Here is a 15,161-nt window from a genome sequence, read left to right as displayed (position 1 = left end):
CACTTGTATATTAGAAATAGTTCGTCGTGTGGTATCCAAATTCCTTTAAAATTTATGAAAAAGTCTCCCTATTTTCGGGAGACCTAAGTAGTAACGAAAAACCATACAAAGCTACCCCACTCAGGCTCAAACGACGGACGTTTGTAGGAAAAACCATACAAAGCTGCCCCACTCAGGCTCATACGACGGACGTTTGTAGGAAAAACCATATAAATCAAGCTAGATCAGGGACTACGTGTCACTAAAGCGCCTTCGACGATTATACGGATAATTTATTGAATTATATGGAAACATTGGAGGTCAATCGTGGCCTGGAGACTGCCTCATACGCTCCTGAAGCGACCTTATCACGGGTTTACCTATTCAGGTTCAGGAGCGTATAGCAGCGGAAGGAGGTACATCCCCTTCACTTGTGCATCGATTATTTTTCACAGCAACTTGAAGCGCTTGTGGGACAGCCTCGCCGATGCATTTATTTAAAGAGCGACTTTTCCGCGTCCGTGAGCTGCTCGATGTTTTCTTCCAGACCGGTTTCCGCGTTCAAATAGATCCGATAACGGTGGTCGTTGACTCTGCCTACAAACTCATGGCACAAAGTCAGCTCCCTCATGTCGTTCTCGATCAAGGAAAGCGAGTGGTTTTCGACCCGGAAGTCGGGGTTTAGCCCTTTCTGAGCTTGCTCCTTGGTCAGCTTCGGCTTGCCGGGAGTAAGCAGCTTTTTGGCGAAAACGTGGTCTCTGGCCTGCAAGCCGACGATCTCGCCGTTATCCAGCGCAACCCGCACCGTCACCTTGTCCGGATAGATTTTTACTCCGTCAATCGTACGCGCGTAAGTGAAAACGGAGACATGATCGTATTCGTCGTAAGAGATGGGCGTCATATCCGGATAGCCGTGTCTGACAAGAAACTGCGAGCCTTTATTGCGCGCCGTATCGAAGTTGATTTTGCGCGACTTGACCTCCCGGGGGTTCATAAACCAGAGCAGATGTCCGCCCTTGCGCGTGTAGTCGAGTTGAATCGTCGCGCCCCCGCTCCCTTGAACGGACACCGTGTAAGCCGGCATATCCGTCTTGCTGCCGTCCTCGCTAACGCTGACCTCGCCGCCTCGAGCCTGCGCTCCCAAAAACTCGAGCGCCTTCCTTCTGATTTCCTCGGGAGTCATTTGTTTGCCGTCCAATCCAGACGTGCTTAGCTTACGATCGGAGGACATCGCAGAAGGTCCCCAATCGGTCTCCGGATAGGCGCCCATCTGCTTGTCCATCGCCTTAAAGCCGTCGATAATCGTGTTGTCCCGAGGCCCGTTCTCGCTCGCCATCGCGACTTCGACGTCCATCCAGCGCAGTCGGTCTTTAAGGACGGCATCCTGTACTTTGCCCAGTTCCCGATTCACATCGTCGGACGCCTTGTACAACGACTTCATCATCTTCACTTCCTCGGTGGTCAACGGCTGTTTCGTCAAGTCGCGAACGGCCGTCCGATAAGCGAAGTTGGATATTCTGGACAGAAACTGCTCGGCTTTGTTAAACGGGAGCATGGCGAGCGGAAGCTGATTGATCTCGTTCTGCGCCTGGCTCGTCAGCCGCCAGACGTTAACGAGGCCTTTGCGCTGCATGCCGTGCGACACCGAGGATACCGCAAGCGTTTCCCCGATCTGATCGTGGAGCCGCCCCATATGGGTGCTCAAGTCGTGAAACGCGCGCTGATACTGGTTTTCCGCCTTGATCAATACTGAATTTTTTTCTTGGTGCTCCTGGTATCCCCAGACGATTGCTCCGACAAACATAAGCGTAAAGATCGGAAACATAACGGAGCTTAAACGTGCGTACATGAAAAGCCGACCCCTTTCATTGCCACAAGGTAATGCCGTTATTGTGGGAATAAGGGGCTGACATTATGCGCCAACTTTCATCTCCGTGCTGAAAATCGAACTTTTCGAATTCATGAAAAAGAGGAAGCAGCATCGTTACCCGAGCGCTTCCTCTACGATTTCGAAATCGTCCGCATTGCTGCACAGACACATTTTAAAACCGGTATCGACTTTGCCGTGTTCCTTGCGTCCGCGCAAAACGAATTTTTCGTTGCATCGATTGCACCTGATCGTCACCTTCAGCCGCTGCGACAACGGCATCCTCTCCTTCATACCGGATATTCCCATTCCCAGTATCGACGGATCGGCTAAAATTTAACCTCTTCCTCGCGCTTAAGGAAGCGAAAAGGCGACACCGCGTTGGCGTTGTTCACCATTCTCATTCCAATAAACCATAGCAGGAACATGAATGGAACGGCCGTCCAGAGCCATGTCGGCGGGAACGTCAGCAGCATGAAATCGTAAAAACCGTGCCAGACGATCGGAACAAGCAAGGCGAGCCACAAATGCAGCTTGACGCCCTTGCCGACGGAAAATTTGGCCTTGCCGAGCGAATAGCCCATTAGCACGCCGAACAAGGCATGTCCAGAAACAGGCAGCAACGCCCTCATAAATAGCGTTCCGAACGTCGCCGGCTGCAAGAAGGCATACAGAACGTTCTCCAACGTGGCGAAACCTAGCGAGACGGCGACGGCGTATACGATGCCGTCGTACGGCTCGTCGAATTCCGTGTGGTTGTAAATAATATGGTACAGCACGAACCATTTGAAAAATTCCTCAACGCCGGAAGAAATGATGAAGGAATAGACGAAGGGGGACTCTCCCCACCAAAGAACGAGGCTTCGCTGGACGATCATAATCGGGAGCACGATCAGTACGCCGAACATGAACATTTTCAGCACGATGGAGATCGGTTCGGTGTCATAGCGGTCTTTCCAATAAAAATAGGCCAGTAAAGCAAACCCCGGCACGATGGCAGCCGCCAGCACCGACACAATCAGCATTCAGTCGTTCCCCCTTCCCCAGCTTCATTACAAAAGAGTCGCTCCGCAATCGCAGGCGACTCCTCATGAATCGAACAACGGAACTGACGGGTTAATTCGCAAAATGCTCCGCCAATACTTTGATCGCGTCGGATTCGATTATCAGCTTCCCGTACTCCTCCAGCACGGCAGGCGTAATCGAGGTCGCTTCGCCATATTCGGCGAGCACGGCAATCAGCGCATGATAGCTTGAGCTTTCCAAGCCGGCAGGGTCGAACACCAGTACCCACTGGTTCTGATACCGATACATTTTACCGTCTTCCGTTAGGCGGCCGGCAAGCGTCTTCGCGGCGCCGATCGCATCCTCGATGTCCTTGAAGCGATATATGATGGCTTCGCTTTGTTCAAGCGTCACTTCCAGTTCGTATACTTCTTCTTCGTCTTCGACGACGGATTCGGCGTCGCGTTCCAGCTTGCCGCGGGTAACGATCACGACCATTCCTTGCGCAGGCATGGCGAACACTTCTACCGCAAGCGGTCCGGATGCATCGAATCCAAGCTCGTTATAGGCCTGGTCCATCATTTCGCTGAACAACTCATGAACTTTCGGAATTTCGCGCCACATATCTTCTTTCTGGATCCCGCGCTCCGTCAAATCATCGAACGTGAGGAAAATCCGAATTTTGTCTTGGCTAAGCCGCTCCATCCTCATGACAGGATCCTCCTTCTGCCGGTGATAACAGCTTATGATTATGCATATAATGCGTGAATGAAAAGTTGCTTGAGATCATGTTATCACTTCTCCCGCCGAAATGCACTAGGGAAAACCCTCGAACGGCAAAAAAACGGCACCGTTTCCTCCCGACAAGGAGAAACGATGCCGCCGATAATCGCAGTTCTAATTGTGAGGATGTCCGTTCTGACCAAGAATTGCATCCACTTCCTTGCCGACCTCCGGGTCCTGCGAGATCAGCTTGCGGATCTGCTCCATTCCGCCTTCCTCTTCGTCTAAATTCGAATGCGAAGAAGCTTGGCGAGAGGTATGATGCCGCTGCTGTTCATTGCCGCTTTCTGCGCCAAGGCGACGGAAGCTGCTTGCGAACTTCATGTTCATCGCCTTCTCGACAGCGTCGTCCTTCATCCCCATCATGCGCTCCTTGACATTCTGGCCTGCGGTCGCCATAGCCGCCGTCAGGTTCCGATTGCGCTGGAACCAAATGGCAAGCGCAGCTCCGGCCAGTCCTCCCATTACGAAAGTCCCTATTTTCACAATTGCCACCCCCTTATTAACGTTAGTGTGGCTCCTGTCGCAGCGGACATGCGGATCAAATTAAGGAAACGGCTCTGTCGAAAATAAGGCGATACAGGGCGGCATATGTTACAATCAAACATGCTAATGAATGACAAACGGAGGAATTACAACATGAATCGTCGACTGATTTCGATCTGCACTTCCCTGCTGCTGCTCAGCGCTCTTGTCTCCGCTTGCGGCGGCGCAAGCAAGCCGAACGCGTCGGCTTCGCCCGAGGCTTCCGCAATCGTACCGGAAACGACGGCAACGGTTTCCCCGTCCGCCTCGTCGGAACCGTCTCCCTCGGAGTCGACTCCTGCCGAATCGACTCCGCCAACGAGCGTCGAGCCCGAACCGACGCCTGTCGAGAAGGCTTATCGCATGAACAAAAACTACTTTATCGTCCCCATCGACAAGGAGACAACCAACAACAAAGTCGTGCTTCTGACCTTCGATGACGGCCCTAAAGCTCCCGAGACGCTCGACCCTCTGCTCGATACGCTGGACAAGCACCAGGCAAAAGCGATTTTCTTCGTCAACGGCTACCGCGTCAAAGCAAATCCCGAATTGCTGAAAAAAATCGACGAACGCGGGCAGCCGATCGGCAACCATTCTTGGGATCATATCGATCTAAAAAAAGAAAAAGCTCCGAAAATCAAGGAGCAAATCGAAGGCGTGCAGGAGATCGTCAAGGAGACGGTCGGCAAAGCCCCTGTGTTCTTCCGCCCTCCGTTCGGCGCGTCGAACGATTCCGTTCGCCAGATCGCCAAAGACAACGGGCTGCTGTTCATGACCTGGTCGAACGGTTCGCTGGATTGGGACATGAACAAGCTGGCGGAAGACAAACGTCCTCAAACGGTCATCGACAATGTGCTGGAGCAGCTGCATCCGGGCAGCAACATTCTCATGCACGAGCTGCCTTGGACGGCCAAGGCGCTGGACGAGCTGCTGACGCAGCTTGAAGATAAAGGCTATTCGTTCGTCGATCCCAACGCCATCGATATCGAGCTGTAAACCTGCTGTTGGCGTCCCCACCAGATCAAGCCTGCGACCAGCAGCGCGAAGAGGACGACCAGCGTCAAGTAAAACCATTTCGAAATCTGGCTTCTTTTGACGGGATGGACTTCCGCGCGAGGGGGCATGCCGGTTTCCGGCACGCCCGCGCTCGCAGCGGCCTGCGCGATCGCCTCCTCCAGTTGATCCAGAGTCAGCGCTTCCTCGTCATTCTCTGCGCCGAAAGCGGCTTTCTTGGCCGACACGTAACGTTCCCATGCAGATAAGGGGGACGTTTGGTCTTCCTTCATTTCTCTTCCCTCCGCAAACGAATAATGCATCCCATAATGAAGTCCACCAGGAAGTGCGCCACAATCGGCGCCCATAAAGTGCCCGTATATTCCATAATCCAGCCCAATCCGTAGCTAATCGCGAATACCATTCCCGTCGGGATCCAATGACGCAAGTAGCGAACATGGATGGCCGCAAACAAAATGCTGGTCCAATACGGCCCGAACGCATGCTGCACGGCGCCGCGAAATAGCAGCTCTTCGCACACCGCCACGACAAAGGAAATGACTGCGATATGCCAGATCGGCCTAGTTCGGAAAATCCGTTCGTTCACTCCGCCGTCGTCCGAAGCTTCCTCGGGCACGAATCTGGAAATCGACAGATCAAACAACAGCACTAGCCCCGTCAATCCGCAGCCCCAGACGGCAAATTCCCAAGTTTCCGGAAAATAAAACAGCTCTATAGGATTTCTGCGCTGAAATAATATCCATACAATACCGATAATAAGAGTAAGCGCCTGAGTCACATAGAGATTGGCGAGCAACATCCTGTCGTTCAGCTGATCTACCGTGACTTTACGAATCTTTATGTTGCGAATGTCGAATTTTCCCATGATCCCTCGATTTTTGCATTTTTTTGTATGTTCAAAAGTGGCGTTTTTTTCTATACTAGGACTATTAATCACTACAAAGAACATTAATAAAAGGAGCAACCGATGGAGAAGCGTCTGAACCGTTCTGATCTTATGTTTTCCCTTGCCTTCCTGCTCATGCTCGTAGTCGCGATTGGCGCTTTTTTCTACGGAGTCAAAGTGGGCACCGACCGCGCTCAAGCCGGTCAAATATCCGAACCAGCCGAGGAGGCGACCGCCTCTCCGCAGCCAAACGCCTACCAGCAGCAGGATTTGGTGTCCTTCTATCATACCGTATTTTTGTCGTATCGTGAATTTCAAAACGACTGGCTCGAAGCGCGCAACAAGTGGTTGAGCGATTCGACGTCCGACCGCTCGGCCACGCTTAAGCAACTCGCCAAAACCGCCCAGCTTAAATACGACGCAATCAAGGGGGTTTATGTTGCGCCCGTCTCCCCGCAGCTTAAATCGGCGCAAACGAATTACATGAAAAGCCTAAAGCTGTTCGAGGAAGGCTTCGCCGCTCTGGCCGCGGATGTAAACGAAGGCTCCGCCCAGGCCGCGCTCGATAAAATCGATGCCAACTCTTACTATAAAGAAGCGCTGAAGTTTGCGTTGAACGGACAGAAGGATTACTTCGGTTCGATGCTGAAGTGGGCCGAAGCCGTCAATGCGGACATTCCGGCCAATATCGACGGCATGAGCGCCATTTCGATTGCCGATTGGAAGAAACTTCCACTCATCGTCAAACTGAAAGCCTCTTCCGATTATATGTCCGGGCAAGCCGCCCTTACCGAGTATTTGCCTCACGATTTGGCGGCCAAGGTCGATCAATTCATCGCCTCCGGCCAAGCCGACAAACGGAAGATCAAAAGCTTCAACGCAGTTGCGGATTTGCTGATCAGCACCGAAGCGGTGACGAGCGATTACTTCAAAGAAGTCAAATCGAGATTGTACGCAAGCGAACAGCTTCCGCAGCTCCCGTTCTTTTCGTCAGGAAAATAGTTTTTTAGTCCTTTAACGCTACAAAGCGTCAATTGTCTCACATTCACCATTGCAATTGTCCGCCCTATTGCTATAAAATAGGAAAGGCAGTTGGAATCAAGCTCGTGGCAAGTCGATACTTAAAGCAGTGAATTTGCGGATTCACCCTCTACGCTCCGTAATCCGCCCTATGCGGACAATCGGGGGTTGAGGGTGTTTTCTATATAGGTTAATGGGACTTCCAAATCGTTGGAATTAACCTATATATACTTTGAAGGAGGGTTCCACATGTACAAAGTACTCGTATCGGATCCGATCAGCGATTTGGGCATCTCGCTTCTGGTTGAAGCGTCCGATATCACTATCGACAAGAAAACAGGCCTCAGCGAGGACGAACTGGTCGCCATCATCGGCGAATACGACGCTCTGCTCGTACGCAGCCAGACGCGCGTCACCGAGCGCATTATGGAAGCGGCCAAGCGGCTCAAGGTTATCGGACGCGCGGGCGTCGGCGTAGACAACATCGATTTGGAAGCCGCTACGAAGCGCGGCATTATCGTAATCAACGCCCCGGACGGCAATACGATCACGACCTGCGAGCATACCTTCGCCATGATGATGGCCGTTGCACGCCATATCCCGCAAGCCTATTTGAAAACGGTCGGCGGCGTATGGGATCGCAAATCGTTCGTCGGCGTCGAGCTTCGCAACAAGACGCTTGGCGTGCTCGGCATGGGCCGGATCGGCAGCGAAGTCGCCTCCCGGGCCAAGGCGTTCGGCATGAACGTGTTCGGCTACGATCCGTTCCTGACTGAAGAACGCGCCGATAAAATGGGCGTGCGCAAAGCTTCGGTTGAAGACATTATCGCGGAAGCGGACTTCATCACGGTTCATACGCCGCTGACTCCGGAAACCCGCCATATGATCGGCAAAGAGCAATTCGCAAAAATCAAACCCGGCGTACGCATCATTAACTGCGCGCGCGGCGGAATCATAGACGAACAGGCGCTGGTCGAAGCGATCGACGCCGGACAGGTTGCAGGCGCGGCGTTCGACGTGTTCGAGGAAGAGCCGCCGGCTCCCGAGCATCCGTTCCTGAAGCACCCGAAAATCATCGTGACGCCTCACCTCGGCGCATCGACCATCGAAGCGCAAGAGAATGTCGCCATCGACGTATCCGAACAGCTGCTGCACATTCTGCGCAACGAGCCGTTCAAGAACGCGGTGAACATGCCTCCGGTTCCGGCCGACGTCATGAACAAGCTGGAGCCTTACTTCCAGCTCGGCAAGAAGCTCGGCAGCTTCTCGGCGCAGATCGCCGTGGGCGCGGTTAAAGAGATCGCCGTCACTTATGCAGGAGAACTGGCGGACGTCGACACGCAGCCGCTGACGCGCAGAGTTGTGGAAGGCGTACTCGCCTATCACCTCGGCTCCGATCAGGTCAATGTCGTCAACGCGATGCACCTGGCTAAAATTCGCGGCGTAAATATCGTCGTCACGAAATCCCATGCGACTAAAGGCTTCACGAACCAAGTCAGCGTTACGCTGCGCACGGACAAGGAAGAACGCCTCGTCGCCGGTACGCTGCTCAACGGCTTCGGACCGCGGATTACGCAGGTCGACAAGTTTCCGGTCGACGTCGAGCCGCAAGGCCATATTCTGCTTATCTCGCATCACGATAAGCCGGGTATCGTCGGGCGCGTAGGCACGCTGCTCGGTACGCAGGACATCAACATCGCCACGATGCAGGTCGGACGCAAAATCGTCGGCGGCGAAGCGGTGATGGTGCTGGGCGTCGACAAAGGCGTTACGAAGCAGGTGCTCAACGAGATCACGGCTCTGCCGGATCTGAACAACGCTAAGGAAGTTCATTTGGACTGATAGGGTCAGCGCAACGAACACAAAAGGGAGCCGTCTCGTAAGCAACTCTGCTTACGGGACGGCTCCCTTCTCATTTTCGCTTAGCTGTTATCTCGGCGGCTCAGCGCCCCATTAACCTCAGCAATGGCCTCGCCCAAGCCAAGCTCCTTGTACTGCCGCACGTAATCCTGCCACATGGCGACCGGATCGTCCGCGCTGATCACCACTTTAATGACGTCCTCGAGCGGATTAATCATTGCGCTTAATTTGTCTTTGGCCGGCGTGGACAGAGAGTTGATTTTGTGGTAAGCGGGCGTCGCTACGGCGTTGTTGATCAGCCATTCCATCTCGGACAAGCTTTTGAGGATGTTCTCTTCTCCAAAGCTGATCTTGTTCAGCTCGTTTAAGCGAAACTCGGTTTCCTTGCCCCAGGACGCCAGCGAACGGAAAATCGGAATGGATGGATACACGCTGGAGATCGCATCCGGCTTGCCGCTGCCTTCGTTGATCGGCCGAATCATTACGACATGACCGTCCTCCAACCGGTAATCGACGTCTTCCAGGCCGTAGCTCGTCAGCCTCTGCCCTTCCGGCGAGAGCAAATAGTCGTATAGCTGCAATACCCGGCTCATTTTCTCGTCGCCGATCTTGGCGTTAAAGAACGTCTCCGACCAGTAGGTCTGCGCGACATAATAATAGCGCTGTCCCTCCTCAGACGGCCATAAGCGTAAAATATCGACGGAATCGCGAAAGCTGCGGTTCGGCTGGTAGTCGTTCCACAGCTCTTCCAGCCGGCTTAGACTGCTTGGGGTTGCGCGGTAGACGAGAGCGCCGGCTTGGCCCTGCGCAAACTTGGACAAGGCGTCCTCTTCCTTCATGTAATAGAAATCGGGGTCCAGCGCGCCGTTCTCGTACAATTCCCGCAGCTGCACGACGACCTCATCCATTTTTCGAGACGCATAATAGGGAATCCACACGTTATCCTCGAACACCCATTGCCCGGCGGCAAACTGAGGAAAAGTCGAGCTGAACGCCCACGACAATTCGTTCATGCCCGCGGCGGTAAGCCCGACAATCGGCGGCTCCGAGCCGCTGCCGAGTCGGCGGTTCGTAAATGTCATCAGCATATTGGAAAAGTCTTTGAAATCGGTTAACTCTCGAATCAAGGCGTCCTTCATCCAATCCTTCCTGACGAACACGACCCGCTCCAGCATCCACAATCGGTTTGTCGGATATCCGATTCGCGGCAGCATATAGAGCTGATTGTCTTTGCGCAGCAGGCGGATATCGGGAATTTGCGCAATCTGATCGACGTAGGAATACGGCGTCAGATCCTCCGGCAGCGGCTTGATCAGCCCGTGCTTGATCCATTCGTTGTATATGCCCGGAGAGTCGCTGGCGATCGAATGGGCGAACACATCCGGCAGCTTATCCGAGGTGGCCCACATTTGCAGCTTCTGGTGATAATCGGCCATCGTAATCTGAACCGGCTCGATCGTCATATTAAACTCTTTCTCGATTTTCTGAAGAACGGCGTCCTTGCTCTTGAATGCGGTTGCAATATCCCAGAAGGCAATAGACAGCGTCACATGCTCGCCCATCGGGCGAACGCTTACGGGAGAAGAAGTCAGCGAGCGCTCCAACGAGCTGAAGCTGACCGCTAGCACAATCAGTATGACCAGTAGGATGAACTTAATCTTTCGGGAACGCTTCATTGCCGTCTCCTCCCTCAAGCCGGTTCGCCATACAGAGGTACTCTGATCCTCATTATACCAATTATCCGATCAGTCCGCTTCGCTCCACGCTCTCTACGAAATACCGCTGGGCAAACATGTACAGCAGGACGATCGGTACGATAAACAGCAGCTCTCCGGCATTTTTGACGAGGTAGGCGTACAGCGGATCCGTCAGCGAGAATGACGCCCACATGACCGGCAGCTTCGTCGACAACACGTCCGTAGACGTCAGGAACAGCGATACGAAGTAGTTGTCGTTCCACTGCCAGACGAAAGAAAATAGCACAACGGTTACGATCGCCGGTATCGCATTCGGCAGCATAATGCGGTAGAACGATTGGAAAACGCCGCATCCGTCAATATACGACGCCTCCTCCAGCTCTGTCGGAATGCCTCGGAAAAACTGCCGGAAAATAAAGATGAACAGACCGCTCTTGATGCCCATTCCCGTTATCGATTGCAAAATAAAGGGCCAGTAGCTGTCCAGCAAATTCACGCCTCGCTGCCCCGTAAACAATCCCACAAGCCCGAACACGTCGAAGTAGCGATAGTTAAGATAGGTTGTAATCATGATCGTCTGCACCGGCACGATGATCGTAAAGATAACTCCTCCGAATAGCAGATGGCTTCCCTTGAACTTCAACCGCGCGAAAGCAAAGGCGGCCAAAGAACAAGAGATCACCTGCAGCAGCGTCGATACGCCGGCAATCGTGAACGAATACCAGGCGGTTTTCGGGTAATTCAGCGCTTTGAAGGCGATCTTGATCGTGTCGAACGTAAAATGCTTCGGAATCCACAGCACGGTAGTGTCGTAAATGTCCGCCCGATCCTTGAAGGAAACGGAGAGCTTAAAAAACAGCGGGTACAAAATGACGAAACAAAAGCCGATGACCAGAATCGCTCTCACCGTCACCCAACTCCAATGCTTCGCCCAATAGATCGGGTGGACCCGCTTGACATGCTCTAACCACGCTTCTGCACGGGGAACAATTGCTGGCTTCAAGGCGCACGCCTCCTTAGGTGAGGGATTAGTCGTAATAAAATACTTTGCGCGAGATGAGCGTCGTCGTAATCAGTAGAATCGCTGCTACCACGAGAAAATAAACCCAGGCCATCGCCGCGCTCAGACTGAAATTAAGCGACTGGAACGCCGTATCGGTGATCATCTGGCTGAGCGCATTGCGACTGTAGGCGTCCACGATCGAGTACACGACGTTCGTCAGCAAAATCGGGCTGAGCATCGGGAACGTAATTTTCCAGAACGCTTCGTAGCCCGTCGTTCCCTCGATCTTCGCCGCCTCGTACAGGGATGGCGAAATCGATTGAAGCGCCGCGAGAAAAATAAGAATCTGCACGCCGGAGGAGCTGATGACTTCGTAAATCCGATCGACCGAGCTCGTAATATAGTTGATAATGCCCTGCCCTGCTCCCGCTTCGAGCAGCAGGCGCTGTAGTTCAAAGCTCGTAAAAAGAAATCCGCCTTCATCGGAGGCTCCGGTTATTGAGGAGGCGATCGTGTTCATCTCCGTGCTGTTCTCCAGCGACAATACCGGGGCCGCCAGAAGAACCGGCAGGAAAAAGATCGCTCTCGCGAATACCCGCCCGCGAAACTTCTGGTTGATCAGCGTCGCCACGAACAAGCTGAAAATAATAATCGAAGGCACATTGATCACGATATCCGTAATCGATTCCGTCAGCACCCGGTTAAAGGTAGGATGAATCTGAAACAACTCGCGGTAAAAAGCGAAGCCCTGATAGCTCGTATCGAAGCCGCCTTTGACGAGCGTTAACGAATTCATGCTGTATACGAACGATTCGTACAGCGGTACGAGGAACAGGAACAGAAATCCGAGCAGCCACGGCGATACGAATAGGATGCCGAGCATCGCCTTCCGTCTGCGCAGCGTCATCCGCTTCAGCTTTATCATAGTTCACCTCCGATCACGCGGTAGCCTAGCGCTTCGATTGCCGCGCCTTGAGCCGTAACCGCAGCTTTGTTGTAATTCACGATAACCTTTAGCCCCTTCTCGTATGTCGTCTCATAGACGCCATCCGCCAGCTTGCGATGATCCGCGATCGTCTGACCCTGCACTTGCTTCAGTACAGCGTTCGCTTCTTTGTATACGCCGACCGCTTCGTCAAGCCAATTGGCGTAATGCGAGGAATACAAGTCGTTTAGCTTCGTATCGCGAATAGCCGAAGGCTCCTCGTAAAACCACTGGTAGAACACGTTCGAGCCCGTCTCCAGCATTTTCAGCAGAGTGGAACGCGGGTCCTGATCCTTGCCGTGATTCATCGGCGCTCCCGAAATGTCGGCATAGCCGCGCAGCACAATGGAATAAAACGGAACCTGCTCGGGCGCGATATTGAAATGGCTGCTCTCCAGCGGCGCGTCCGTAATCGTGTCGGCGTAAGGAATGGCATAGGCGTTGCCTCCGCTCAGCAGCGTCCGTCCGACTGCGTCCCGAATCGTCTGCAGCGCCGATGCAGCCAGTTCGGCCGCTTCCTGACGGTTCAGCGTCTCCCGCGGCGTCACCTCGCTGTTCAGATCCTCGCCGAGATCCCTGAGCGATATTCCCCCGGCCCCGAGCGGCGCATAATCGTCCAGAAACTCGGAGACGACCTTCGGAAGCTTGCGGGGAGACAGCAAGTAATATTCCATATCGCTGGGATTGGTTGTCACGATGTCGGGTTTATAGCTTTTGGCCGACTTGCGGTTCAGGAACCTCGCCGCATCGCGAGAAGCCCGAAACCCTTTGCCGTTGACGTACACGCGCTGGAACGCAACGTCGGGATACAGCTCGATATTGCGCTCCTGCGCGTAACCGGCCAGCTCGGCGAAGCCTTTGCGTCCGCCTAGTACGGAGTCCGGCTTTATCGTATCGGGAAAAGAGTGATAATAGCCCTTGTTGAACCAGCCGGAATATTTCAGGCGGATTTGATAGACGCCTTGCGCCTGCAGCGCGTCCATTAAATCGATCGCCTGCTCGAAGGTCGTGACCGGCTCGACAGACTTATAGGGAATGCCGAGAAACGTTTCGCGCACCGGAATGGAACCGATCAGCTCCAGTACGAACGGGGAATCGCTCGTTTTCTGAACTCTTGTCAGGCCGTAACGTTTAACCAAGTAATCTCGATAAGAATGCGCCATGCCGACATAGTCCGCCGAGTCGCCGGACAAAAAGCCGTATCGCAGCGTAATTCCGCTATCGTAGCTTTGCGAATATTTGGGAACCTGCCGGGTTACGGAGCCGGCTCTGAACTCCACGGGCTCCATATTCTTCATCCGGAAGGACGCGCCTATCCGATTGTAGCTATTCAGCTTACCGCTTGTGTCGGCGCGAATGGAAGCCACGGCGTCTCCTTGCTCGATAACGGCGAACATCGCCTCGTTGCCGCGTTTGACCCCGAAGACGGGCAGCCGGGAAATTTGCGTATACTGCGCAAGAGTCAGCCCGCTATCTAGCGGCGTCCGATCCGGTCCGTATAGCGGCGCTTCATACGCCCGCGTTCCTTTGTTCGTATCGTTAAGCGCAATCAGCGCTCCCGAGCCGTCCGGAACGAACATATAGCCTTCCTCGGCCATGCCGGCCGCTCCGAAGAACGGAAGCAGCTGCATGTCGTGCAGCGGAAAAGCTTCCGTGTCCTCCATCGCATCGGTGTCGACGCGAACGACCAGGTTGGCGCCATCCAGCTCATAGCTGATCGGGACGACAAAGCGCGGCGCCTCATTCCCTTCTTCCTTCGCCGCTCCGGCGGACTCGCTGTCCCGCTTCGCCTCCTCGGCCGTATACCCGATCGATTCGAGGATGGCGACGACGTCTTTGACGATGTAATCCTGCATCTTTTTGCGTTCGTAGACGCTGCGCTCCTCGTTGAAAAAAAAGCGGGAGCGCAGACGGTTTCTGACGGATTCATCCTCGATTTGCCCCAGTATTCGCTCTTCGAATCGCTCCTTGGAAACCACCTGCGGAATCGCGCCAAGCCCGTTCTCCGAGCTGCCGATTTCGTAGACGATGCGCACGCCGTTATCGATCGGCGCGATCTCGAACTGCCCCTTCTCGATGCTTTCGGAAGCGTTGTTGATAAACGACTCGTGCCCGCGATCGTTGTAGTAGGATAAAATCAGTTGCGAAGCCAGCTCCGCCTTGTTGACGGAGGTTGCAATCGAATCCTTGTCGCGGTCCAGCGGATTGGTCGACCAGATCATGCCGCTGCGCTTCTCCCTGACGGCGGCTTCCGTCGTTTTGTCGTTCAGCAACAGCTGCAGCCGCGAGTTTTCCGCAACGACGCGCATGCCTGCCGGCAGCTCCGCGGCTGCCTCGCCGATCGCGGCAACGGTTACTTCGGCCTCCGGATTTGTTTTCACCGTCGCCGAATGTCTTTTTTCCGCAGCCGCCTTCTTCTCCGCACGTATGTCCGGTTCCGTTCTCGCTTCCGGGAAGGCCTCATGCAGGATAATTGCGGTCGAAAGCGCAAGGCAGCAGCCTGCGATGACGATCCATTTCGTTTTTTTGCCCATGCC

At 53.9% G+C, this 15,161-nt stretch carries 14 protein-coding genes; 3 read left to right on the top strand and 11 right to left on the bottom strand.

The features are described from left to right. Positions 1 to 472: 472 nt before the first annotated feature. The 5 genes from ypeB to DFP98_RS35035 form a co-directional block, all read right to left on the bottom strand. The gene (gene ypeB, locus DFP98_RS35055) at positions 473 to 1,828 is read right to left on the bottom strand and encodes a germination protein YpeB (RefSeq protein WP_116065289.1); all 1,356 of its coding nucleotides are present in this window, start codon (positions 1,826 to 1,828) and stop codon (positions 473 to 475) included. Positions 1,829 to 1,963: 135 nt separating this feature from the next. Continuing rightward, positions 1,964 to 2,122, bottom strand: coding sequence for a hypothetical protein (locus DFP98_RS39360; RefSeq protein ID WP_209077679.1), 159 nt, complete (start codon positions 2,120 to 2,122; stop codon positions 1,964 to 1,966). Between the two features lie 53 nt (positions 2,123 to 2,175). Continuing rightward, the gene (prsW, locus tag DFP98_RS35045; RefSeq protein WP_116065287.1) at positions 2,176 to 2,871 is read right to left on the bottom strand and encodes a glutamic-type intramembrane protease PrsW; all 696 of its coding nucleotides are present in this window, start codon (positions 2,869 to 2,871) and stop codon (positions 2,176 to 2,178) included. Positions 2,872 to 2,962: 91 nt separating this feature from the next. Next, a complete protein-coding gene (locus tag DFP98_RS35040; protein WP_116065286.1) occupies positions 2,963 to 3,562 on the bottom strand; it encodes a genetic competence negative regulator in 600 nt (199 codons plus the stop codon). Positions 3,563 to 3,748: 186 nt separating this feature from the next. Further along, a complete protein-coding gene (locus DFP98_RS35035; RefSeq protein ID WP_116065285.1) occupies positions 3,749 to 4,120 on the bottom strand; it encodes a YtxH domain-containing protein in 372 nt (123 codons plus the stop codon). 153 nt (positions 4,121 to 4,273) lie between these two features. On the opposite strand from DFP98_RS35035, the gene DFP98_RS35030 reads away from it, so the two are divergent. Further along, positions 4,274 to 5,155: a polysaccharide deacetylase family protein gene (locus tag DFP98_RS35030; protein WP_116065284.1), complete on the top strand. Its 882-nt coding sequence runs from the start codon at positions 4,274 to 4,276 to the stop codon at positions 5,153 to 5,155. Here the strand turns inward: DFP98_RS35030 and DFP98_RS35025 are convergent. Together DFP98_RS35025 and DFP98_RS35020 are read right to left on the bottom strand one after the other, a co-directional pair. Further along, positions 5,113 to 5,445 carry a hypothetical protein gene (locus tag DFP98_RS35025; RefSeq protein WP_116065283.1) on the bottom strand — a complete coding sequence of 111 codons (333 nt, stop codon included), beginning with the start codon at positions 5,443 to 5,445 and terminating at the stop codon, positions 5,113 to 5,115. The two genes, DFP98_RS35030 and DFP98_RS35025, sit on opposite strands and share 43 nt — an antisense overlap. Continuing rightward, a complete protein-coding gene (locus DFP98_RS35020; RefSeq protein ID WP_116065282.1) occupies positions 5,442 to 6,038 on the bottom strand; it encodes a CPBP family intramembrane glutamic endopeptidase in 597 nt (198 codons plus the stop codon). Before DFP98_RS35020 ends, DFP98_RS35025 begins: the two co-directional genes overlap by 4 nt. 102 nt (positions 6,039 to 6,140) lie before the next feature. Between DFP98_RS35020 and DFP98_RS35015 the strand changes: the two genes are divergently transcribed. Both DFP98_RS35015 and serA read left to right on the top strand, forming a co-directional pair. Next, positions 6,141 to 7,061 carry a hypothetical protein gene (locus DFP98_RS35015; protein WP_116065281.1) on the top strand — a complete coding sequence of 307 codons (921 nt, stop codon included), beginning with the start codon at positions 6,141 to 6,143 and terminating at the stop codon, positions 7,059 to 7,061. A gap of 267 nt (positions 7,062 to 7,328) precedes the next feature. After that, entirely contained in the window at positions 7,329 to 8,921 is a 1,593-nt protein-coding gene (serA, locus tag DFP98_RS35010) for a phosphoglycerate dehydrogenase (protein WP_116065280.1), read from the top strand. A gap of 80 nt (positions 8,922 to 9,001) precedes the next feature. On the opposite strand, the gene DFP98_RS35005 is transcribed toward serA, so the two are convergent. The 4 genes from DFP98_RS35005 to DFP98_RS34990 form a co-directional block, all read right to left on the bottom strand. After that, on the bottom strand, positions 9,002 to 10,615 hold the full coding sequence (locus tag DFP98_RS35005) for an extracellular solute-binding protein (protein WP_116065279.1): 1,614 nt from the start codon (positions 10,613 to 10,615) through the stop codon (positions 9,002 to 9,004). A gap of 61 nt (positions 10,616 to 10,676) precedes the next feature. Continuing rightward, positions 10,677 to 11,639, bottom strand: coding sequence for a carbohydrate ABC transporter permease (locus DFP98_RS35000; protein ID WP_246017038.1), 963 nt, complete (start codon positions 11,637 to 11,639; stop codon positions 10,677 to 10,679). 25 nt (positions 11,640 to 11,664) lie between these two features. Then, on the bottom strand, positions 11,665 to 12,564 hold the full coding sequence (locus DFP98_RS34995) for a carbohydrate ABC transporter permease (RefSeq protein WP_116065278.1): 900 nt from the start codon (positions 12,562 to 12,564) through the stop codon (positions 11,665 to 11,667). Next, on the bottom strand, positions 12,561 to 15,158 hold the full coding sequence (locus tag DFP98_RS34990; RefSeq protein ID WP_116065277.1) for a DUF5696 domain-containing protein: 2,598 nt from the start codon (positions 15,156 to 15,158) through the stop codon (positions 12,561 to 12,563). The genes DFP98_RS34995 and DFP98_RS34990 overlap by 4 nt, the downstream gene beginning before the upstream one ends. Positions 15,159 to 15,161 lie beyond the last annotated feature (3 nt).

The sequence above is a fragment of the Cohnella phaseoli genome (genome assembly GCF_003386235.1).
Classification (GTDB): domain Bacteria; phylum Bacillota; class Bacilli; order Paenibacillales; family Paenibacillaceae; genus Cohnella; species Cohnella phaseoli.
The sequence above is the reverse complement of the archived record's forward strand: the minus strand, read 5'-3'. Positions and strand labels throughout refer to the sequence as shown.

Bases quoted from the DNA above. Each gene is read 5' to 3' on its own strand.
- ypeB (WP_116065289.1), bottom strand. From the start codon at position 1,828: ATGTACGCACGTTTAAGCTCCGTTATGTTTCCGATCTTTACGCTTATG.
- prsW (WP_116065287.1), bottom strand. From the start codon at position 2,871: ATGCTGATTGTGTCGGTGCTGGCGGCTGCCATCGTGCCGGGGTTTGCT.
- DFP98_RS35040 (WP_116065286.1), bottom strand. From the start codon at position 3,562: ATGAGGATGGAGCGGCTTAGCCAAGACAAAATTCGGATTTTCCTCACG.
- DFP98_RS35030 (WP_116065284.1), top strand. From the start codon at position 4,274: ATGAATCGTCGACTGATTTCGATCTGCACTTCCCTGCTGCTGCTCAGC.
- DFP98_RS35025 (WP_116065283.1), bottom strand. From the start codon at position 5,445: ATGAAGGAAGACCAAACGTCCCCCTTATCTGCATGGGAACGTTACGTG.
- DFP98_RS35020 (WP_116065282.1), bottom strand. From the start codon at position 6,038: ATGGGAAAATTCGACATTCGCAACATAAAGATTCGTAAAGTCACGGTA.
- DFP98_RS35015 (WP_116065281.1), top strand. From the start codon at position 6,141: ATGGAGAAGCGTCTGAACCGTTCTGATCTTATGTTTTCCCTTGCCTTC.
- serA (WP_116065280.1), top strand. From the start codon at position 7,329: ATGTACAAAGTACTCGTATCGGATCCGATCAGCGATTTGGGCATCTCG.
- DFP98_RS35005 (WP_116065279.1), bottom strand. From the start codon at position 10,615: ATGAAGCGTTCCCGAAAGATTAAGTTCATCCTACTGGTCATACTGATT.
- DFP98_RS34995 (WP_116065278.1), bottom strand. From the start codon at position 12,564: ATGATAAAGCTGAAGCGGATGACGCTGCGCAGACGGAAGGCGATGCTC.
- DFP98_RS34990 (WP_116065277.1), bottom strand. From the start codon at position 15,158: ATGGGCAAAAAAACGAAATGGATCGTCATCGCAGGCTGCTGCCTTGCG.